Origin of the sequence: Enterococcus sp. DIV2419 (assembly GCF_051711865.1) — a bacterium.
In the GTDB taxonomy this organism is placed as follows: Bacteria; Bacillota; Bacilli; order Lactobacillales; family Enterococcaceae; genus Enterococcus; species Enterococcus faecalis.
Genome location: NZ_JBIONS010000001.1, coordinates 1680843 through 1703664 on the forward strand (window position 1 = coordinate 1680843; position 22822 = coordinate 1703664).

A 22822-nucleotide genomic window follows, 5' to 3' on the forward strand; every position below is an offset into this window, starting at 1 on the left:
GAAAAATGAGAAATACATGGTTAGCAGAACAACTTCAGTCAATCAGCGAAGAACCCAATTCTTTTATTATCGAGGAAACCATCAAATATATTGAACAATTAGAAGATGATAATGAAAGTCTTCAAGTTGCATTGGAAGGAACCATTTGGAGTCCTAAAAAATGGAACGAACCATTGGAAAAATAATTTAAACAGAAGAAAAGAGCCAGAAACGTAAGTGTTTCTGGCTCTTTTCTTCTGTTATTTACAAATTATAGACGTGCATTTAAATCTTTTGCTAATTCTTCAAAACCTGGTTTACCTAATAAAGCGAACATGTTGCGTTTGTAAGCTTCAACACCTGGTTGATCAAATGGATTAACCCCATTTAAGTAACCTGAGATACCCACCGCAATTTCGAAGAAGTACATAACATAACCTAATGAATAAGCATCCATTGTTGGCACTTTAACGATCATGTTTGGCACACCACCATCTGTGTGAGCAAGCAACGTACCTTCGAACGCTTTTGTATTGACGAAGTCAATTTCTTTTCCTTGTAAATAGCCTAGGCCATCTAGATCTTCATTTTGTTCTGGAATTGAAATGCTATGGCGTGGATTTTCAATTTTAACCACTGTTTCAAATAAGTTACGCATACCTTCTTGAACATATTGACCCATAGAATGTAAGTCAGTTGAAAAGTCTGCGGCTGCTGGGAAAATACCTTTGCCATCTTTTCCTTCTGATTCACCGTATAATTGTTTCCACCATTCAGAGAAATAGTGCATACCAGGCTCATAGTTAATTAACATTTCAGTTGTTTTACCTTTACGATATAAAATGTTACGTAACGCAGCATATTGATAGGCTTGGTTTTCTTTTAAGTCGCTCGTTGCGCCGTATTCTTTACGTGCATCATTTGCACCTTCCATTAAACGATCAATATCCGCACCGCTAACAGCGATTGGTAAAAGACCTACTGGCGTTAAAACAGTGAAACGGCCGCCCACATCATCAGGAATCACAAATGTTTCCCAACCTTCCGCATCAGCTTCAACTTTTACTGCTCCTTTAGCACGGTCGGTTGTCGCATAAATACGTTTATTGGCTTCTTCTTTGCCATATTTATTAATTAATAACTCTTTAAAGACGCGGAAAGCAATCGCTGGTTCTGTCGTCGTTCCAGATTTTGAAATAACGTTGACAGAAAAATCACGATCACCAATCACATTGATTAAATCAGCTAAATAAGTTGAGCTGATGCTATTTCCAGCAAAGAAGATTTGTGGCGCTTTCCGTTCTTCTTTTGATAATAGATTATTAAATGAATGTGTCAAAAATTCAATTGCTGCACGGGCACCTAAATATGAACCACCGATACCAATGACTACTAATACCTCAGAGTCAGATTGAATTTTTGCTGCTGCTTTTTTAATGCGCGCAAATTCTTCTTTGTCATAGTTTTCTGGTAAATCAATCCAGCCAGTAAAATCATTACCAGCTCCTGTACCTTCACGTAATGCTTTGTCCACTGCAGTGACTTGTGTTTGCATGTATTCCAATTCATGGTCAGCAACAAATGGTGCTAATTTGGAATAATCTAATTGAATGTGTGACATTCCTTTTCCTCCTCGAAAGTAAACTTACTACATGTATACTTTACGTGTTTTTAGACATTTTTTCAAGCAAATTCTTTTGGATAGACCAATTGTTTAATTTTAACTATTTAATTAGAGATATTTATTCTCTTAATCAAACAAATCAATAAAAAATGCTAGGAAATCCTAGCATTTTTTGTTATTAAACGAGTCCTTGACTTAGCATCGCTGCCGCTACTTTTTCAAAGCCAGCAATATTCGCACCTAAAACAAAGTTATCTCGTGCCTGATATTCGTTAGCTGTATCACGACAAGTCTCATAAATGTTTTGCATAATTTGATCTAGCATACCGTCAACTTTTTCAAAGGACCAAGCTAAACGTTCAGCATTTTGGCTCATCTCTAATGCAGAAACCGCAACACCACCTGCATTAGCGGCTTTGCCTGGACAATAAATTACAGCTGATTTAGCAAAAACGGCGACTGCTTCTAGTGTACAAGGCATATTTGCGCCTTCTGCCACGACTTTCACTCCGTTTTTCACTAAAATAGCGGCTTGCTTTTCGTTGATTTCATTTTGTGTTGCACATGGTAACGCAATGTCATACGCTGTTTCGAAATCCCAAACAGATTCTTTATCATAATAAGTTGCGCCTTTACGTGTTTCAACATATTTTGAAATGCGTTCACGATTTTTTTCTTTTAGTTCTTTTACTAACGCCACATCAATTCCTTCTGGATCATAGACAAAACCAGACGAATCGGAACATGTGATTACTGTGGCGCCTAGCTCAGTTGCTTTTTCCATGGCATAAATTGCGACATTCCCACTACCAGAAACAGCGACTTTTTTGCCTTCAAACGTATCGTTTTTATCTGCTAATAAATGTTTAACAAAATAAACCGTTCCATAACCCGTCGCTTCTGTTCTTGCTTGGCTTCCCCAGTATCCTAAAGGTTTGCCAGTCAACACTCCTGCATCATAGTTGCGCAAGCGTTTATACATGCCAAACAAATAACCAATTTCACGAGCGCCTACGCCAATATCGCCTGCTGGAACATCTGTACTTGGACCAATATGTTTTTGAAGTTCGGTCATGAAACTTTGACAAAAGCGCATCACTTCAGCATCTGACTTACCTTTTGGATCAAAATCACTACCACCTTTGCCGCCACCGATTGGCAAACCAGTTAAACTATTTTTAAAAATTTGTTCAAAGGCCAAAAACTTCATCACACTTAAATTCACACTTGGATGAAACCGCAAACCACCTTTGTATGGTCCAATCGCTGAATTATATTGGACACGATAGCCTCTGTTCACATGCCAGTTGCCCTGGTCATCTTGCCACGGCACACGAAATTGAAAAATACGTTCAGGTTCAATCAAGACACCTAAAACATTTGCTTCAATGTATTGAGGATTTTTTTCTAAAAAACCTTCTACGGTTGGTAAAAACTCATCGACTGCTTGTAAATATTCTGTTTGACCTTGGTCTAATTGGTGAATCTTTTCTTGAATATTTTTAACATATTGTTTTGCGTCCATTTAATCATCCTCTCATTGTTATAGGTTTATTTTAACTGAAAATTCAAAAATTACCATAGTCAAACGTTTATTTTTTCCTTAAATCCAGAAAAAATCCCGTAATTATGGTACACTACCTATTGAATTGGAGGAGAACTATGAAGAAATTTGATGTAATTATTGTCGGTGCTGGGACGAGTGGTATGATGGCCACGATTGCGGCCGCAGAAGCTGGTGCTCAAGTATTATTGATTGAAAAAAATCGCCGTGTTGGGAAAAAATTATTAATGACTGGTGGCGGCCGCTGTAATGTAACCAATAATCGGCCCGCAGAAGAAATCATTTCATTTATTCCTGGGAATGGAAAATTTTTATACAGCGCATTTTCACAATTTGATAACTATGATATCATGAACTTTTTTGAATCCAATGGTATTCACTTAAAAGAAGAAGATCACGGACGCATGTTCCCTGTTACAGATAAATCGAAGTCAATTGTTGATGCGCTATTTAACCGCATTAACGAATTAGGAGTCACTGTTTTTACAAAAACACAGGTCACAAAATTACTACGAAAAGACGATCAAATAATTGGCGTTGAAACCGAACTGGAAAAAATTTATGCACCGTGTGTTGTATTAACAACTGGCGGCCGCACTTATCCTTCCACAGGAGCAACTGGTGATGGCTATAAACTAGCCAAAAAAATGGGGCATACCATCAGCCCGCTCTACCCTACCGAATCGCCTGTTATTTCTGAAGAACCTTTTATCCTTGATAAAACGTTGCAAGGTCTCTCTTTACAAGATGTTAATTTAACTGTTTTGAACCAAAAAGGAAAACCTTTAGTTAATCATCAAATGGATATGCTGTTTACACATTTTGGCATTTCAGGACCTGCCGCGCTCCGCTGTTCTAGTTTTATTAACCAAGAATTAACTCGCAACGGCAATCAACCTGTCACGGTAGCCTTGGATGTGTTTCCGACAAAATCTTTTGAAGAAGTGCTGAAAAATGTTGATTACATGATTGAGGAACAGCCAAATAAAGTGGCAAAAAATGCCTTTCATTCTTTAATACCAGAACGTCTGCTCACTTTTTATCTAGAGAAACTAGCAATTGAAGAAGTGCCTGCCAAACAACTAACAGAAAAGCAACGTCTTTCCTTTGTGGAACTACTGAAAGACTTTCAGTTCACTGTTACGAAAACATTGCCTTTGGAAAAATCTTTTGTCACAGGCGGTGGGATTTCCCTCAAAGAAGTGACCCCTAAAACAATGGAGAGCAAATTAGTCAATGGTTTATTTTTTGCTGGTGAACTTTTAGATATTAATGGCTATACTGGAGGCTACAATGTTACAGCTGCATTTGTCACTGGACATGTTGCTGGCTCCCATGCCGCAGAAATTGCAGAATACACCTATTTACCAATTGAAGAAGTCTAAACAAAAAGTCGCTAAAATAGCGACTTTTTGTTTTCTTTTTTTATTTATCAATAATTTTCCCGTTTTCTAAATAAATAGTGCGGGTGGCTACTTTTTCCACAAACGTTTCATCATGCGAGGTGAAAATTACTGTTCCTTGATAGGCACTTATAAATTCTTCAAGTGCTTGGATTGTCTCTAAATCAAGAAAATTGGTGGGTTCATCCAATAAGATAATATTATTTGGTTCTATAAACAATTGAGCCAAAGTAATTTTTATGGCTTCGCCACCACTTAGAGAAGATATCTTTGTCTGTAAATTTTCTTGTTGAAAACCTAGCCGATATAAAAGTGAACGCACAATCTTTTCAGAATAATTTGTCCGCTTCAATAAATAAGTCAACAGTGGTTCATCATTTTTTAATCGATAATCTAATTGATAATACGTTCCTAACCGGACTTTGGGAGAAAAGTAAATGGCCGGGTGACGGGCTTCAATTTGTTGAAGGAAGGTACTCTTCCCAGCACCATTTTTTCCACAAAGTGCTATTTTTTCGTTTAAAGGAATTTGAACGTTCACTTGGTTAAGAATTGTTCGATTCTCATAAGCGAAAGTTAAATTTTCAATTCTAATTGGATATGGATTGTATAAAGAGAACTGATTATTAGTAGGAAAAATAATTTTTCGCTCTTGTTTTGCTTGCGCAACATCGGGTAATCTGTCAATTCTGGCATTAATCGCTTTCGCTTGTTTTTGGAGTGCTTTTTGTACGGTATCTTTTTGTTTAGAACCAGCTAAACGACTAGGTTTAATTTGCTTTTGTTTTTTTGAAACATGACTAGATTTTTGCGCTTGTGCTTGTTTCTTTGTGTAAGATTCCTGTAATTTTTTCTTTTCCTTTTGATACTGATGATAGACATTATATCGTGTTTGCTGTTCCAATTCTTTTTGACAACAATAGGCATCGTAGTTTCCTAAATATTCTTTGACATGTCCATCCGAAACTTCCCAAATTTTCTCTGCTAATTGATTCAAGAAAAAGCGATCATGACTAACAAACAAAACGGTCCCATAATAATACGTTAAATCTGCCACTAACAACTGACGATGTTCTTTATCTAAATGTGTAGTTGGTTCATCTAAAATAACCCCGGTTGGATACTCTGAAAATAATGTTACTAAGCGTTTTTGGACTTTTTCGCCACCACTTAGTTTTTGATTTTTCTGATTTAGCAAACAGTTTTTGTCAGTTTTCTCTGGTTCATTCGTTATTTCTTCAGCTACTTGTGCCAAGTAATGAAAGTCGTTCAATCTTTGAACTTTTCCTTTGTCTGATTGAATCTTACCCATAATTAAATTGAGCAGTGTTGATTTTCCTGCGCCGTTTTTACCAATAATCCCAATTTTTTCATTTTGCCCTCTTCTTTCATTTCTGAAACGAAAGAATCTTGGGTACGCAAAAAAGGACAGCCTAATCGCTATCCTTGTAGTTTCGTATAAAAGTACACACGTCACCCATGAATTTTAATTTCAGACTTTTTGATAAGATTTATTCAATTTATTTTGTCAAAAAGTCAATCCAAATTCTGATAGATGCCAACATACAATTATACCTCCTCGTTTAATTACTCCCACATTAACACCTCTGCTTTCTTTTGTCAATTCTGACCCTAAAATGAGAGAATCGGACTTTAGTAGGATACAATTTTACCGAAACTATGGCAAAATAAAAACGGAGGTGAAAACCATGAAGATTACATTGACACGAAAAACATCAGCTTGGGGCGCGTTACGCTATTTTACATTTTATAAAAATGGTGTGCATCAAGGGAAACTTTTTACTAATGTACCTATTGAAATTGAGGCTGATCCTGGAGATGTTTTAACGTTCTATGAAGGCTGGTTCCAATTTTATCGGCGCATTGAAGTTACTGAAGATACCAAAGAAATCACGATTATCAATTCTAAAAAATTGCAACACGTTTTTTATACCTGTGTCGTCTTATTTTTAATTTTAACGCTATTATTCCTTTCCGCACAGAAACTTTCGACGTTTATTATTGCTGAAATTTTAATTTACTCTGGTATTCAGTGGCTGTTCCGGCAACAAACCTATCATTTTACTGTCAAGAAAAAAACGGAATCCTTTGCTTCCTATTCTAAAAAAAGTATCGCACACTAAACGAATCTTTAGCGTGCGATATTTTTTAATTACTTTTCATTAATTCGGCCACATATGTGACTGTTTCTGGTTGTGTTTCTTCAATTTTATTAATCGCATCTGCAAAATTCGGTAAATGCGCTTTGTGGGCAATTAATAATTCGTCCAACAAGGTCTTCGCCATGACGCCGCCAGGAACTAATGGATTAATAGTGAAAGCATGCAATGCTGCGCCGTAATCACCATTGATGGCTGCTCGAATAACCGTTTCTTCCATAGCTTTCATATTTTGAATAATTCCTCTTGCTACTGGCGGAAAGGCCCCCCAGTTGTAAGGTTCATGGCCATGAGCTGTCACAGGTCCAGATACTTCTACAACACAATCATACGGTAAATCAGTAATTGTCCCATTATTTTCAGTAGAAACAACCATATCCGTTCGTTTATCATTATAAATTGATGCAATCATTTCACAAGCTGCATCGCTATAGTGTGTGCCGCCCCGTTCTTCTAATTCTTTTGGTTTGTAATCTAGTTTGGGATCTTTATACAATTCAAACAAACGACCTTCCGTTTCTTTAACCACTTGTGCTCTTGTTTCGCCCCGTTCATACTCTTCGATGGAATGCTTCAACATCTCATCTTCAATATAATAATAGCGATGATAACCACATGGTAACATTCCTAAATCTTTTAACTGTTCATAATGGAACGGCGCATCAAAAATATTTTTCAAATGACTTTCTTGCTCTTGCTTAGGTCCGTAAATTAAATCAATGAGTTCTTGTGTTCGCTCTTGTCCTTCTTTGTCCCAAACGCGGTGCCAATGGAAATGATTAATTCCAGCAAATTTAAAGAATAAGTCTTCTTCTGGAATTCCCAGCATTTCGGCCGCTTGTTTTCTATGACCAATCGGCACATTACATAAGCCAACTGTTTTTTTCCAACCGCCATGTTTAATTGCAGCTTCCGTAACCATTCCAGCTGGATTAGTAAAATTCACTAACCAAGCATCTGGGCAAAGGCGTTTCATATCGTCAATAATAGCTAAAATGACAGGAATTGTTCGAAATGCTTTAAACATTCCTCCCGCGCCATTTGTTTCTTGGCCTAATACTCCATGGGACAAAGGAATCCGTTCATCTTTAATGCGAGCATCTAATAATCCTACACGAAACTGTGTTGAAACAAAATCCGCCCCTTTTAAGGCTGCTTCACGGTCCAATGTTAAATGAACTTCCCAATCTAAACCAGCAGCTTTAATCATGCGCTTCGCCATTGCCCCAACGATTTCCAATTTTTCTTTACCAGCTTCAATATCGACTAACCAAATTTCCTTAATTGGCAGTTCATCTTTTCTTTTAATGTATCCTTCAATTAATTCAGGTGTATAACTAGAACCGCCACCAATTGTTGCAATTTTTAATGCTCCTCTTGTCATCCGTCTTCTTCCTCCTTGAAAAAATTGTTATCGTTTACATCTTTAGGATAAATTATGGGAATGTTCCCATGTCAAGTACTATTTTCAAAAAAATTTATGCTATACTTCTTATAAGAATACATTCCACTTTGGAGGTAAAAATGACGTCTATCATTGATGTAGCAAAAGTTGCCGGTGTCTCGAAATCGACTGTTTCTCGCTTAATTTCTGGAAAAGGATATGTGAGTACCGATAGTCAAGAAAAAATTCTCAAAGCAATGAAAGAATTAAATTATACCCCGAATTATGTGGCGCGGAATTTACGAGCAGGTGCCACAAAAACCATTGGCTTTTTAGCCCCTAGCTATTTAGGTTCCTTAGGTATTCTCTTGAATCGCTTTATTTCAATTGCCAAAAAATACAATTATTCCGTAACCTTATTTTTTACAGATGGCGATCAGCAGAAAGAAATTGATGCCTTGAACCAATTAAAATACAAACAATTAGATGGCTTGTTTTTATTGACACGAACAAATGAATGGTCGGTGATTGAGCCATACAGCGCGTATGGTCCTTTAGCAACCTGGCATCGTATCGATTCACCTAATATATACTCTTCCTACATTGATCATTACTCTGGTTATTATCGTTCCTTAGAATATTTACAACAACAAGGATACCAAAAAATTGGTCATGTCCTCGGTAATCCCGAAAACTTAAACACGCACGCACGAAAACGTGCAATGAAAGATTTTTATGAAAACACTCAGGCACCTTGGCAAGCTGAGTGGCTGATTAATGATCAGTATACTAACCATTCTGGTCGCAAAATTGCCCATTACTGGCAACAATTAACCGACAAGCCAGAAGCTTTGGCCTTTTATAATGATCACGTAGCAGCTGAGTTTATTTCAGAACTTGAAAATCTAAATTATGCCGTTCCTCGCGATGTCGCTGTCATTGGCTTTGATAATAGTTATGTCAGTGAATTGATGCATATTACGACTGTTGATTATGCCATTCAGTATCAAGCCGAAAACTCATTTATTTACCTATACAACCAATTAAATCAGACGAAGATTCCTGAAAAAAAATTAACCGTTCGTCTAGTTGAACGACGAACGGTGCCTAAAAAAGACCCGGCAGATCAGTCACTTTGACTGATTTACCGGGTCTTTTTAGAGTTAAACAAAAATTATTTATGCTTTTGTTCATTTTTTAAAATAGAAATTGACTGTTTTAAGGATTGAATCATGCCGCCTTCGCTGTATACAAGAACGTTTGATTTGTATAAACGAGCAGAGAAGATTGTTAAAATAATTCCAAAGACTGCCAAAATCACTAATGAGACAATTGCTTCCATTGTTGATGCCGTTTCGGTCGCCAAGCGTACTGGCATGATGTATGACGAAATCAGCGGAATAAAGGAAGTTACTTTCACCACGATATTTTGTGGATCATTCGTTCCAAACGTAATGCCAATCATATAACCGATTAAACCAATATACATGATGGGCTGAACTGCTTTTGCTGTATCCTCTGGTTTGGAAACAAGAGAACCACAAAGTGCTGCCAAAACAGCAAAAACGAGAATACCAATAATGAAAAAGCCTAATGTAAAAATAAAGGTTGATGAAAAAATACTTTGTGGTGAAATACCACTTAATAGACTTTTCATAAAATCAAGATTTTTCAATTGAGAATAGCCGAGAACAAACGCCACTCCGTAAATAAAAATTTGTGTTAAAGCTACTAGAATAACCCCAGTTAATTTGCCATAAAAATGGGTTTGCGCTTTTGTACTAGAGAGAATAACTTCCATGATTCTAGTGCCTTTTTCAGAAGCAATCTCTTGGGCAATAATTGAAGAATAACTGCTGATGAAGACAAATAACAAAATTGTTATCCCCATTGCTAACGCCATTTGAATCCCTGTGTTATCTTCTCCTGTTTTTATTTTACCATTTTCATCAAAACTAATTTTGGCTTTTTTAAATGTTGCTTGTTGATTCAACATGGCAACTTGCTCAGCTGTTAGATTTAAACGATTGGCATTCGCCATTGTTTGTAATTGGTTTAACATTTGAGGAATTAGCATCTCGGTTGCATTTCCTAAAGAGCGTTCAGAGTAAAGCTGACCAGAAATCTGATTATCTGTAGTGTCCAAAAGTAAATAGGCATCAATTTTCTCGTCTTTTAATTGTTCTTGGGCCTTTTTCTCAGAAGAAACAGCTTTGAAAGAAAAGTCCTCTGTTTTATTCTTTGTCAACTCTTTAACGAGCGCTTGATTTTCCGAAACCAGACCAATGGTAGTATCTCCTGAAAAACCGCTAGCTAGAGAGCCCGCTAAGTAAACAATTCCTACAAGAAGAAATGGCGCTAAAATCATGATTAAGAAAGACAGCGACTTCACATTTTTCTTATAGACATCAGTCGCAATAATCCAAAATTTACTCATCTTGCCCACCTACTTTCATTTTGAAAATTTCTTCCAATGTTGGTGGTTGTTGATTAAACATTGGAATGTAGCCGTTGGCTGTCGCTTTATCAAACAACACTTTGCCCACTTCAGCGTTTTCTAATGTCGCTTCTAAGACGCCATCTTGTCGCAAGTGTGCTTCTTTCACACCTGCTGTAGCAGCAACTTCCTCAACAGATAACGGTGATTCTAAAAATAATTTTGTTCGACCAAATTGTTGTCGAATTTCATGAACCTGACCATCTAAAACCATGCGTCCATTTTTTAACATGACTAAATGGTCACAGATTTTTTCCACATTGTCCATATTATGACTGGAAAAAATGACACAAGAACCTTGATTTTTCAATTCAATAATGCCGTCTTTTAATAATTCTGCATTAACTGGATCCAAGCCACTGAATGGTTCGTCTAAAATAATTAACTTCGGTTCATGAATAAGTGTCGCAATCAATTGAACTTTTTGTTGATTGCCTTTTGATAAAGATTTAACTTTATCCGTTTTTTTGCCTTTAACTTGAAATTTTTCCATCCAAAAGTCAATTTTAGGTTCAATTTCTTTTTTAGTTTTTCCCCGCAACGAAGCGAAATAAATTAGTTGGTCTTCAATCGTAATTTTAGGATATAAACCCCGTTCTTCTGGTAAATAACCAATAATATTGTACTCTTTTTCATTTAATGGTTGACCATTCCATAAAACCGACCCGCTATCTTGTGTTAAAAAATTTAAAATCAAGCGAAACGTAGTTGTTTTCCCGGCACCATTTTGGCCAATTAATCCTAAAATTTTCCCGTCCGGTATCGTAAAGGATACATGATCAACTGCTTTAAAATCCCCAAAGGTTTTGACTAACTCTTTTACCTCTAACACATAAACGCCCCCTTCACTTTTTCTAAACCGCTGTTTAGTTACTCATATCGTATCTTTCCTGTGTTGGCTTGTCAATGACAATTGTTATGGAAAGATGTTGCACTTTAATCAGACGCTTTATTTTCTGCTAAGCGAAAAAGGCCATCCGTCTCGGCAGAAATATGCACTTCATTTGCGGTCAATCCTGTGCTTTCATAAAATGTATTTTTAAATTCCTTTGCCGATTTTGATGATTGACAGGCCCAAATTCGACCTGTACGATTCAACCACGTACCCAATTCATTCATTAAACGCTCATCAATCAGTAATTGATTTGGTACTTTTTTAAATTTTATTTGATAAACGGGTGTTAGTATTTTCATGATCAGACGTCCTCTCTTTTAAGTTAGTTTTAGTATATCACGAAAGAAATCGTTATCATATTTTCTTGAGAGTTCAACTTTTCATGAAAAAATTGAATAAAAAAACCAGATAAATTAGGAAAAGCACCTAATTGGTCTGGTTCATTTTCATTTATTTTTCTATCTCAGAGGTTGTTTCTTGATGCAAATGACGATACACATTCTTTGCGACAGTTTCAGGTAACCCAGCTTTTCTTAATTCTTCAACACTGGCTGCCGTAATATTTTTAAGCGATTTAAATTCTTTTAAAAGATTTTTTTTGCGTTTCGGTCCCAAGCCTTCAATGTTATCTAATTTGGAAGCAAAACTATTTTTACTACGTAATTGACGATGGAATGTGATGGCGAAACGATGGACTTCATCTTGGATTCGTTGCAACAAGAAAAATTCTTGTGAGTTTCTTTCCAATGGTACAACTTCTAAGTTTGGACCAAATAAAAGTTCACTCGTTTTGTGCTTGTCGTTCTTGGCTAATCCAGCTACAGGAATATCGACTCCTAGTTGATTGGCTAACACATCTTTGGCAACATCGACTTGACCTTTACCACCATCGATTAAAATTAAATCAGGAAAAGGCAAGCCTTCTTTTAAAACTCGTGAATATCTGCGATAAATGACTTCTCTCATAGAAGCGTAATCATCAGGACCTTGGACGGTTTTTATTTTATATTTTCGATACTCATTTTTAGCTGGCCGTCCGTCAATAAACACAACCATCGCAGAAACAGGGTTGGTTCCCATAATATTTGAATTATCAAATGCTTCAATTCGAATGGGCGCAGGTATGTTCATCGCATTGCCTAATTTTTCAACTGCGCCAATTGTTCGTTCTTGTTTCCGTACAATCAAATCAAATTTTTCATTTAAAGCAACTGCAGCATTTTTACTGGCTAATTTAACCAGTTTTTTCTTTTCTCCCCGTTGCGGCTGCAAGATTTTCGTAGCTAATAAAGCTTCGACGCTTTCTTTATCAATGTCATCAGGAATCAAGACTTCTTTTGGCACAAAATGCTCATTCTCTTGATAAAATTGTCCAATAAAAGTTAAAAATGCTTCACTGGCATCATCATAAAATGGAAAAATCGATACATCACGTTCGATTAATTTTCCTTGTCTGACAAAGAATACTTGGACACACATCCAGCCTTTATCAACAGCATAACCAAACACATCACGATCAATTAAATCTACATTCGTCATTTTTTGGCGGGTCATAACTGTTTCAATCGCTTTAATTTGATCGCGAAATTCTGCAGCTTTTTCAAATTCCATATGTGCAGCTGCATAAGCCATTTTTTCTTGTAAGCGGTCCTGAATTTCTGTATGTCCACCAGAGAGAAACCCTTTAATCTCTTCCACCATATCTTTGTAGACTTGCGGATCCACATCAAAAGCATAGGGACACAGACATTGTCCTAAATGATAATACAAACAAGGTGTTTTTTGCGATGGATTACATTTTCGCAAAGGAAAAAGCCGATCTAACAGTTTCTTTGTTTCATTCGCTGCATTTACATCTGGATATGGCCCGAAATATAACGCTTTATCTTTTAAAACCTTTCGAGTAATCATTAAACGAGGATATTTTTCGTTTGTGATTTTGATAAAAGGATAGGTTTTATCGTCTTTTAACATGATGTTATATTTGGGATTATTTTTATGGATTAAATTAATTTCTAATAAAAGTGCTTCAATATTCGATTCTGTCACAATATATTCAAAATCATCGATTTCACTGACTAATCGTTCTGTCTTAGTATCATGGCTACCACGAAAATAAGATCGGACACGGTTTTTCAAAATTTTGGCTTTCCCAACATAGATAATCGTGCCGTTTTTATCTTTCATTAAATAACAACCAGGTTGATCAGGAAGCAGTGCTAATTTATTTTTTATTCGTTCGTTCATACGATACTTCCTTTCTAACAAAATGCTTCGTCTATTATACACCTCTTTTTGTAATTAAACAAAAAAAGCCGCTACTTTATGTACGAAAGAAACAGCCTGAAAAGACAATCGCTAATGATTTCTCTTCAGACTGAATCAGACTATTCGTAATGACTAATCAACGTTTATAAGTGTTTGGCAATCATTGCTTGCAATTGGTCTTTTGTATGAACACCGACTGCTTTTTCAACAACTTCGCCATCTTTTTTCAATAGCAATGTTGGGATGCTCATGATTCCAAAACTTGCTGGTGTTGCAGGATTTTCATCCACATCCATTTTGACGATTTTCACTTCGTCTTCATCATATTCTTCAGATAATTGTTCTAAGATGGGTGCTTGCATACGACAAGGGCCACACCAAGTTGCCCAAAAGTCGATTAAGACTAATCCTTCATCTGTTTCTGTTGCAAAATCTTTATCGGTAATTGCTTGTGTCATTTCACAAACCTCCTACTCTTTACTCTTATTACATGCTTAGTATAACACGTCATCTCTAAGATAGCGAGTGTTCTGCTTACTTATTGTAAGTCCTTGTTTATTGGAATTTTACGACAGTCGCACCATTACCACCTTGGTTTTGTGGCGCAAATTCATAGCTTTTCACACTGCGGTGATTTTTTAAAAATTCCGTTATTCCGGTTCTTAATGCACCTGTTCCTTTGCCGTGAACAATGGTTACTTGTGGATAGCCCGCTAGAATCGCAGCATCAATGTATTGGTCAACTTCTGCCAATGCTTCTTCGTAGCGTTTGCCACGTAAGTCTAGTTGTGTGCCAACATGACTGCTTTCTGCAGAACGAACCGTTGTAACTCTTGGTTTTGCTTCTTTTTGTGGAGCGACAGGCGTCATATCCTCTTCAGAGACGTTCATTTTTAAAATGCCCAATTGGACTTGCCATTGTCCTTTGCCGTTGTCTTTTAATAATGTCCCTCGTTGGCCGTAAGTATTGACAATTACTTCATCGCCAGCTTTTAATTTTTTCTGTTCTTTGGCCTTCTTCAACACTTTGTTTTTAGCAAGCTTGGTTTCTTCATGGTGTAATTGAGAAAGTTGTGTTTTCGCATCAATTAACTGATGTTCTTTGACACCACCTTGTTGGCCACTTTCCAATTGCATTTTGCGAATATCAGAAATAATGGTTTCCGCATTTTCTTCCGCTTCTGCAATAATTTTATTCGCTTCTTTCCGCGCTTTTTGTAATTCTTTTTCTCGTTCTTCAAAAAATACTTGATAGGCTTCTTTCAGTTCTTTATGCAAAGCGGCCGATTCATCGACATAGTGGCGAGCTTCTAAATATTCAGTTTCGGCCATTTTGCGACGGTTTTCCAGGTCTTCAATCATTTCGTTTAAATCTTGACTTTCACCGTCCATTATTTGTTTTGCAGCTTCAATAATACTGTTGTCTAATCCAAGACGTTTCGAAATTTCAAAAGCATTACTTCGGCCAGGCACGCCAATTAATAAACGATAGGTTGGACTCAAGGTATCTACATCAAATTCCATACTGGCATTGATTGTTCCAGCTCGATTATAGCCATACACTTTTAATTCAGGATAATGGGTTGTTGCCATCACATAGGCTCCTTTAGCACCCAATGAATCTAAAATGGCAATCGCTAAAGCGGCCCCTTCTTGCGGATCTGTCCCAGCACCTAATTCATCAAATAGTACTAAACTTTGATGATCGACTTTCTTTAAGACAGACACGATATTCGTCATATGTGAAGAGAAAGTACTTAAACTTTGTTCAATCGATTGTTCATCCCCGATATCCGCAAATACTTCTGTAAAAATACCCATTTTACTCTCTTCTTCAACTGGAATAGGTAATCCAGCTTGACCCATTAATTGTAAAAGACCTAACGTTTTCAGAGTAATGGTTTTCCCGCCGGTATTAGGCCCTGTAATCACAATTGCTTGATATTCTTCTCCAATCAAAATGTCATTGGCTACAGCTTTTTCTGGATCCAATAGCGGGTGCCGGGCTTGTTTAAAAACTACATGATTTGCTTGACTAATTTCTGGAACAACTGCTTTTAGTTCTTTTCCTAGTCGCGCCTTAGCATTAATAAAATCAAGTTTACCGATGACATAAGCATTATGCGTAATTTCACGGCGATAAGGGACCAACTCGGCCGACAGTTCTGCCAAGATGCGAGTAATCTCATTTCTTTCGGCAATTTGTTGTTGTCGCAAACGATTATTCATTTCTAAAATTTGTTTAGGTTCAATAAATAAGGTTTGTCCTGAAGCACTTTGGTCGTGAACCACGCCACCAAAAACATTTTTATATTCTTGTTTGACTGGAATCACGTAGCGTTCATTTCGCATAGTAACAAGGGCATCACTAAGGTAACGTGCGTTTTTCCCACGAATAATACTATCTAGTTCTTCTCGAATGGTCTGCTCACTACGTCGAATATTTTGCCGAATTGCCTTTAAGGCTGGCGAAGCTTCATCTGTGACGTAGCCATCATCATCAATGGCTTGTTTGAGTTGGCGATTTAATTCAGGCAAAACTTCTAGTTGCTCTCGCCACATATATAAACGTTCAAAATCCACTTCATTTTCACTTAACTCATCAAAAAAACGAGTCAGTTCTGAAGTAGTCGACAAGACACGGCCTACTTGTGCTAATTCTATGCCATTTAAATCCGCACCAATTTCAATCCGTTTCATGTGTGGTTGGATATTTTCTAATTTAGGAATGGGGATTCCACCACGTAATCGTTGAACTTTTAAACCATCCTGTGTTTCATTTAGCCATGATTGAATTTTATTTTCATCAGCAATCGGTAATAATTCCGAAACTTCGTTTGTCCCCTGAGCTGTCACAATAAATTGCAACAACTGTTGTTTTACTTTATCAAACCCTAATGTTGATAGAATGCGCTGATTCATTTTTCCACCTACTTTTCTAACTTTTTCATTTGTTGAAAAGACTGAGACATAACATAAGAAGTTTCGCTTTGCTCACTTACTTCTTATCTCTATCTCAGTCCCATTCAGCTTTATTTCGTAATTGGTTCAACCCATAATTCATATGCTTGTTTTGTTAGAATTGGGGTATTTTTTACAATGCCTCGTGCCAAGCCACTTGATCGAAACTGATTTTGGACAATATCTGACGGAATCATTGACGCCGTAGCTAACACTAGAAAAAGACCCACGTATAACACAAGAACACTTAATACGCCACCTAATAGTCCATTTACCTGTTTCAAAACTGGAATAAATGTTAATCCATGTAAAAAGATCGCTAAAAAACGAACGACCAACCAGCCTGCAAACAGCAATAATAAAAACGCAACCGCTGAATAAAAGGCTTTGTCCAAGTCTAAAGAAATCTCTTGATTAAAAAAGACAAGCTTTGACGTTGGCGTAACCGACGGATATGGAATATACAATTCTAAATGAGAGGCGACCTCTTTGTAATAAGTTCGAGCAACAAAATATGAAATTAAGTAACCTACCGAATAGAGCACTTGTAAAATCAAGCCTCGTTTAGCTCCTGTATAAAATCCAAAGGCTAAAAGTAATAAAATAAGTATTGTTAACATCTTGTCATCCTTTCAGGAACTACTCCGAAACACCTTTATTTTGAATCTGCTGTTTTCGATTTTCATTCAAAATTTGTTGGGCTTCCACATGATTATGAATTTCTACATCTTCTTGTCCATTCTTTTTCAAAACATCCCGTGCTTCTTCTTCGATAATTTCCATTCGGCGCACACGATTCTCTAATTCAGCCAAACGAATGGTTTTCTGTTTTAAATCTGCTACTTGTTTTTCCAATTTTAAAGCATGTTCTTGTTTTTTTAGTTGATCTGAAATTGCATTAATTGCTAATAAAACAGAAGCTTGTTCCGTATCAGTTTGCGGAGAAAGATGTTTAATTTCCGCCAGTTGTTCGTTGACAATTTTTGTGACTAAATCCATATGTTGTTTTGACTCTTGGCCAATAATTGTATACGTATGGTCTGCAATGATTGCTTTATACCGTGTTTTTTCATTTGATGCCATGTTGAGGTTCCCTCCTGTAAATCAATCCATTCTTGCTTATTGTACCATGAAAAAAAAGCGAAGCGCAATTTTCGTACAAATTCTCTCTTATTATATGCCACAAAGCAAAAAATTTAAAGATTTCTTTACAAGAACTCTGGCAATTTAAGAACGAATAGAAATTGTGTAGGAGAAAAAGCGTGGAACAAAAAGTCAAAGTGATTTTTGTCCCACGCTCAAAACCTGATAATCAGCTAAAAACGTTCGTCTCAGCTGTACTTTTTAAGGCTTAGTTATTATCTTTCATCTTTTCTACACGTAAACAACGCATAGCATTTAAAACAGCGATAATAGTTACACCAACATCAGCAAACACTGCTGCTTGCATTGAAGCCAAGCCTAATGCACCTAGTACCAAGACAATGATTTTAACAGCAATCGCAAAGATAATGTTTTGTTTAACAATTCTCAATGTTTTTCTTGATAATTTAATCGCAGAGGCGATACGACTTGGTTCATCATTCATAATCACCACATCAGCTGCTTCAATTGCCGCGTCACTTCCTAAACCACCCATGGCAATCCCAACATCAGCCCGGGCTAAAACAGGTGCATCATTCATACCGTCACCAACAAAGGCAACTTTGTTTTTAGGTGAAGATGCTTTTAACAACTCTTCTAAACGATCCACTTTGCCATCTGGTAAAAGTTCTGCATAAACTTTGTCAACACCAACTTCTTTTGCAATAGCTTCTGCAACTTGTTGATTGTCTCCAGTCAGCATAACAGTTTGTTTGACCCCTTCAGCTTTTAATTCTTTTATTGCTGAAATGGCATCTGGTTTCAATTGATCCGCAATCACTAAGTAGCCTGCAAATTGATTATCAATAGCGACAAAAATTAAAGTTCCCGCTTCCTTCACTTCTGGTGCTTCGATACCAAATTGTTTCATTAACTTCGCATTACCGACTAAAACTGTTTTGCCTTCAATTGTGGCTTTGATACCGTGTCCGGCAACCTCTTCAATTGCTGTTGCTGGAACAGTTTCTTTGCCATAGCTTTCTTTAATAGAAATAGCAATAGGATGAGTGGATAATTGTTCTGCTGTTGCTGTTAAACGCAACAACTCTTCTTCAGGTAAAACAACACTAGTTATGTTTTGAACCACAAAATTTCCTTTTGTTAGCGTACCAGTTTTATCAAAAACAATCGTTTCCGTATTCGCTAAAATTTCTAAATAGTTGCTTCCTTTAATTAAAACACCTAGTTTGCTGGCTCCGCCAATTCCACCGAAGAAACTTAAAGGAACAGAAATGACTAAGGCACATGGACAAGAAATAACCAAGAACGTTAATGCCCGATAAACCCATTCATTAATAGAAGTATCAGGGAAAATAAATGGTGGAATCACTGCCAATAAGACAGCTAAAACAACGACAACTGGTGTATAGTAACGAGCAAATTTAGAAATAAAGTTTTCTGCAGGGGCTTTTTTACTGCTAGCATTTTCAACTAAATCTAAAATTTTGCTAACTGTTGAATCCCCAAATTTTTTCGTAACATTAATGGTCAAGGCCCCATTTTTATTGATAAAACCACCTAAGATTTCATCGCCGACTTTGACCGTTCTTGGAACGGATTCACCAGTTAACGCAGAGGTATCTACCATGCTTGATCCATCAATAATTTGACCATCTAATGGAACTTTTTCACCTGGTTTCACTAATATTTGTTGCCCAATTTCAATTGTATCTGGAGCGACCGCTTTTATTTGTCCATTTACTAAAAGATTTGCTGAATCTGGACGAATATCCATTAATTTGGCAATTGATTTTCTGGATTGATCAACCGCAGCACTTTGGAACCATTCGCCGACTTGGTAGAATAACATTACTGCCACAGCTTCGGGATATTCCCCAATAAAGAATGCCCCAATCGTTGCCACAGACATTAAGAAATTTTCATCAAACACTTCCCCGCGAAAAATATTCGTTACCGCTCGTTTGACAATGTCGCCACCAATTAAGACATAAACGACTAAATAAGACGCCAAAGCAACCCAATTATTACTTGGTTTAATGATAATAAGTGCTAAAAATAAAACAAATGCAATAATGATACGAATTAAGCGATTCTTATTTGGATTACGTCCCTCTTCTTCTTTGACATCTTTTAAAGAAATAACTTTGACATCTGGTTCTAACTTACCAATCACTGCACGCGCTTCATTTTCGACTTCTAAATCATGTCCTGATTCAACTTCCAGTGTCATTTTTTCAGCCATGAAGTCCACACGCGCTTTTTCTACTCCGTGAATTTTTTGGACAGATTTTTCAATTTTGTCTGCACAACTTGCACAATCAAGTCCTTCTAGTTTATAACTCTTTTGCATTTAAACACCTTCACTCCCTATATAATAGCGATTATTCCGTTTACATGAATAACCTTTCATGAATACATTATAAATGAAGATGCAATCATATGTCAACCGCTTCACGTAATCTTTTTCTATTTTATAGACATAATGGCATAATTGCTGTAGGTGGAATGGATAACTGAGTAATAACTTTCGGATTGAGTCTATTGCTGCCTTTCCACCAAATTTTGGTTTGTTGGTGTTGAAACCAAGCACTTTGTTCAAAAGGTGCTGACAATGTTTGTAAGTGATGCACTTCGATTTGATTGGTTGCCTGCGGTTCTGTTGTGAAATCATGGGCCCGAATACCTATAGAATGACAAGAAATAGGAACTTCTTGTGTAACCGTTAGTGTTTGTTGCCAGCCAATCACTTGGACTCTGTGCGCATCTATGCGTTTGACAGGCCAAATATTTTTACAACCAGTGAGTTTAGCTGCTTCAATCGTTTGAGGTTGGTTAAATAATTGATTTGTTGCACCAAAAAGTGTTTGGTTTTTTGTGATTATCACTAAACTCTGACATAACTTATACAGTTCATCTAAACTATGACTCACAATTAAGGCATGTTGATTTAAATTACTTAATCGCTGTTGAAGTTCAATTTGCAGCTCTTCCTTTAAGGGTGCATCTAATGCAGAAAATGGCTCATCTAATAATAGGTAAGCCGGCTGAGCCGCTAGCATTCGCGCAAAAGCTACTCGCTGTCTTTGTCCTCCAGAAAGTTGACTAGGATATTGTTGTTGGACTTTAGTTAAGTGAAAAGATGCAAGCAATTGAGTGACCAATTGTAAATCTTTTGTCACGCACGTCAGATTTTCTACTACCGACAAATGAGGGAACAACGCATACTGCTGAAACAAAAGACCAATTTTTCGTTGTTGCGGCGACAAATTGATCTTTTTTTCAGCATCGAATAAGACTTGATCATTTAAAACAATCTGACCTTTATCCGCAGTCTCAACACCCGCAATACATTTTAATAACATACTCTTGCCACAACCAGAAGCACCTAAAATTCCTGTTGTTTGCGTCTTTGTTTCAAACTGAATTTGCAAAGTATGACTTTTCAATTCTTTTTGAATATCAACAATTAATCTCATTCCGATCTTCTCCAAGCGCGCTGACTAAAAAATTCCGTAAAAAATAAAATAATCAGGCAAAGTAATAACATAATCACAACATATTGATTGGCTAAGCGCCAATCCCCACTTGCTACAGCAGAGTAGATAGCTAAAGGAAGCGTTCTTGTTTTGCCAGCAATATTCCCTGCTAACATTGTCGTCGCTCCAAATTCGCCTAACCCGCGGGCAAAGGCTAACACGCCACCGGCCAAGAGACCGTTCATCGACAAAGGTAACGCAATTTTTCTAAAATATCGACTTTCCGAAAATCCGAGTGTCTGGGCCACCGCCAACAATTCACTATCCATTTGTTCAAACGCCGTTAAGGCTGAACGATACATTAAAGGAAATGAAACAGCAACGGCAGCAATAACCGTAGCTGGCCACGAAAAAACAACTTGAATGGCAAAAAAATCAAGTAAAAACTGGCCCACTGGTTGCTGAACACCAAAAATAGTTAAGAGAAAAAAACCAAAAACCGTCGGCGGTAAAACTAATGGCAACGTAAATAAACTATTCAAAAGAATTTTTAATTTACGATTTTTCAAACGAAAAACAATATACGCAACGCCTGTTCCTAAAACAAAAGTAAATAAAATGGCGATTATTGCTGTCTGAAAAGATAAAAGAATTGGTCGAACATCCATTTTCCCACCTACTTTGTTAACTTAAAGCCAATATTTTCAAAATATTTTCTGCATTGTTGACTCTGTAAAAAATTTAAAAAAGCATCCGCTGATTTTTGTTTCTTAGAGGCGGCAACTTTACCAACTGGATAGATGATTGGCTTCTTCAAAGCAGCTTCAGGCATGGCCGCAACAATCGCTACTTTTGAATTGGTTGCTGCATCTGTCGCATAAACCAAGCCAGCTTCTGCACTTGCATTAGCTACCCATTCAAGGACTTCTGTTACATTCGTGCCAAAGCTTGCGTGTTTTTCTACATAAGACCAAGCGCCTAAAGCTTTTAAGCCTTCTTCGGCATATTGACCAGCTGGAACACTTGCAGGATCACCAATTGCTATCATTTGGGCTTTTTTTAAATCAGAAAAATCATGCCACTTTGCTTGATCTTGGTTAGGCACAATAAGAACGAGCTGGTTTTCCAATAAAGGAACGACACTTTTTTTATTAATTAGTTTTTCTGCAACCAATGCATTCATTTGTTTTGTCGAAGCTGAGAAAAATACATCGGCTTTTAGGCCTTTTTCAATTTGCATCTGTAATTTTCCAGAACTATCATAGGTTCCAGTTACCTGAATATCTGGATGCTCTTTTTCAAAGGCTGGAATAATTTTCTTCTCCATGACTGATTCTAAGCTAGCTGCTGCCGCAAGGGTTATTTCTTCTTTTTTTGTTGAAACTGTTTCTTTTTGCGGCTGATTTGTACATGCAGCAATTAGGGCAACTAAACTGAATAAACTAAGCAAGAACACAGTCTTTTTTTGTTTAGACATTTGAACGCCT

19 protein-coding genes and 1 pseudogene are annotated in these 22822 nt (G+C 36.9%); 4 read left to right on the plus strand and 16 right to left on the minus strand.

Annotated elements, in window-relative coordinates; translation table 11 throughout:
• Positions 1–5: 5 nt before the first annotated feature.
• Positions 6–185, plus strand: a complete 180-nt coding sequence (locus IGI97_RS07890) for a hypothetical protein (protein WP_002357684.1) — start codon at positions 6–8, stop codon at positions 183–185.
• Positions 186–250: 65 nt separating this feature from the next.
• Here IGI97_RS07890 and IGI97_RS07895 read toward each other — a convergent pair whose 3' ends face one another.
• Positions 251–1600, minus strand: a complete 1350-nt coding sequence (locus tag IGI97_RS07895; RefSeq protein WP_002357685.1) for a glucose-6-phosphate isomerase — start codon at positions 1598–1600, stop codon at positions 251–253.
• 181 nt (positions 1601–1781) lie between these two features.
• Positions 1782–3128, minus strand: coding sequence for an NADP-specific glutamate dehydrogenase (gene gdhA, locus IGI97_RS07900; protein WP_002360402.1), 1347 nt, complete (start codon positions 3126–3128; stop codon positions 1782–1784).
• Between the two features lie 137 nt (positions 3129–3265).
• Here gdhA and IGI97_RS07905 point away from each other — a divergent pair, with 137 nt between their 5' ends.
• Positions 3266–4552 (plus strand): NAD(P)/FAD-dependent oxidoreductase, encoded by a 1287-nt coding sequence (locus IGI97_RS07905; protein ID WP_002371192.1) that lies wholly within the window; start codon positions 3266–3268, stop codon positions 4550–4552.
• A gap of 40 nt (positions 4553–4592) precedes the next feature.
• Here IGI97_RS07905 and abc-f read toward each other — a convergent pair.
• Positions 4593–5948: pseudogene (abc-f, locus tag IGI97_RS07910) on the minus strand (ribosomal protection-like ABC-F family protein); the annotation flags it as partial.
• Between the two features lie 259 nt (positions 5949–6207).
• Between abc-f and IGI97_RS07915 the strand changes: the two are divergent.
• The gene (locus tag IGI97_RS07915) at positions 6208–6714 is read left to right on the plus strand and encodes a hypothetical protein (RefSeq protein ID WP_002357693.1); all 507 of its coding nucleotides are present in this window, start codon (positions 6208–6210) and stop codon (positions 6712–6714) included.
• A gap of 25 nt (positions 6715–6739) precedes the next feature.
• Here the strand turns inward: IGI97_RS07915 and IGI97_RS07920 are convergent, their stop codons facing one another.
• A complete protein-coding gene (locus IGI97_RS07920; RefSeq protein ID WP_353973644.1) occupies positions 6740–8134 on the minus strand; it encodes a 6-phospho-beta-glucosidase in 1395 nt (464 codons plus the stop codon).
• A 140-nt stretch (positions 8135–8274) separates the two neighbouring features.
• On the opposite strand from IGI97_RS07920, the gene IGI97_RS07925 reads away from it, so the two are divergent.
• Entirely contained in the window at positions 8275–9273 is a 999-nt protein-coding gene (locus IGI97_RS07925) for a LacI family DNA-binding transcriptional regulator (RefSeq protein WP_438738359.1), read from the plus strand.
• A gap of 35 nt (positions 9274–9308) precedes the next feature.
• Here the strand turns inward: IGI97_RS07925 and IGI97_RS07930 are convergent, their stop codons facing one another.
• The 12 genes from IGI97_RS07930 to modA form a co-directional block, all read right to left on the minus strand.
• The gene (locus IGI97_RS07930) at positions 9309–10571 is read right to left on the minus strand and encodes an ABC transporter permease (RefSeq protein ID WP_002357698.1); all 1263 of its coding nucleotides are present in this window, start codon (positions 10569–10571) and stop codon (positions 9309–9311) included.
• Complete coding sequence (locus IGI97_RS07935) at positions 10564–11463, minus strand: ABC transporter ATP-binding protein (RefSeq protein WP_002357699.1); 900 nt, start codon at positions 11461–11463, stop codon at positions 10564–10566. The genes IGI97_RS07930 and IGI97_RS07935 overlap by 8 nt, the downstream gene beginning before the upstream one ends.
• Before the next feature lie 104 nt (positions 11464–11567).
• Positions 11568–11825 (minus strand): DUF3884 family protein, encoded by a 258-nt coding sequence (locus IGI97_RS07940; RefSeq protein ID WP_002369461.1) that lies wholly within the window; start codon positions 11823–11825, stop codon positions 11568–11570.
• Positions 11826–11976: 151 nt separating this feature from the next.
• Positions 11977–13773 carry an excinuclease ABC subunit UvrC gene (uvrC, locus tag IGI97_RS07945; protein ID WP_002366633.1) on the minus strand — a complete coding sequence of 599 codons (1797 nt, stop codon included), beginning with the start codon at positions 13771–13773 and terminating at the stop codon, positions 11977–11979.
• Positions 13774–13937: 164 nt separating this feature from the next.
• The gene (gene trxA, locus IGI97_RS07950; RefSeq protein ID WP_002357703.1) at positions 13938–14252 is read right to left on the minus strand and encodes a thioredoxin; all 315 of its coding nucleotides are present in this window, start codon (positions 14250–14252) and stop codon (positions 13938–13940) included.
• Positions 14253–14349: 97 nt separating this feature from the next.
• Entirely contained in the window at positions 14350–16716 is a 2367-nt protein-coding gene (locus tag IGI97_RS07955) for an endonuclease MutS2 (RefSeq protein ID WP_263307406.1), read from the minus strand.
• A gap of 110 nt (positions 16717–16826) precedes the next feature.
• On the minus strand, positions 16827–17375 hold the full coding sequence (locus tag IGI97_RS07960) for a CvpA family protein (protein WP_002357705.1): 549 nt from the start codon (positions 17373–17375) through the stop codon (positions 16827–16829).
• A gap of 19 nt (positions 17376–17394) precedes the next feature.
• A complete protein-coding gene (gene zapA / locus IGI97_RS07965; protein ID WP_263306437.1) occupies positions 17395–17838 on the minus strand; it encodes a cell division protein ZapA in 444 nt (147 codons plus the stop codon).
• A gap of 268 nt (positions 17839–18106) precedes the next feature.
• A complete protein-coding gene (locus IGI97_RS07970; protein WP_002357707.1) occupies positions 18107–20209 on the minus strand; it encodes a heavy metal translocating P-type ATPase in 2103 nt (700 codons plus the stop codon).
• Positions 20210–20330: 121 nt separating this feature from the next.
• Positions 20331–21335 (minus strand): ATP-binding cassette domain-containing protein, encoded by a 1005-nt coding sequence (locus IGI97_RS07975; RefSeq protein ID WP_010828773.1) that lies wholly within the window; start codon positions 21333–21335, stop codon positions 20331–20333.
• Positions 21332–22003 (minus strand): molybdate ABC transporter permease subunit, encoded by a 672-nt coding sequence (modB, locus tag IGI97_RS07980; protein ID WP_002357709.1) that lies wholly within the window; start codon positions 22001–22003, stop codon positions 21332–21334. Before modB ends, IGI97_RS07975 begins: the two co-directional genes overlap by 4 nt.
• 8 nt (positions 22004–22011) lie before the next feature.
• A complete protein-coding gene (modA, locus tag IGI97_RS07985; RefSeq protein WP_002357711.1) occupies positions 22012–22812 on the minus strand; it encodes a molybdate ABC transporter substrate-binding protein in 801 nt (266 codons plus the stop codon).
• Positions 22813–22822 lie beyond the last annotated feature (10 nt).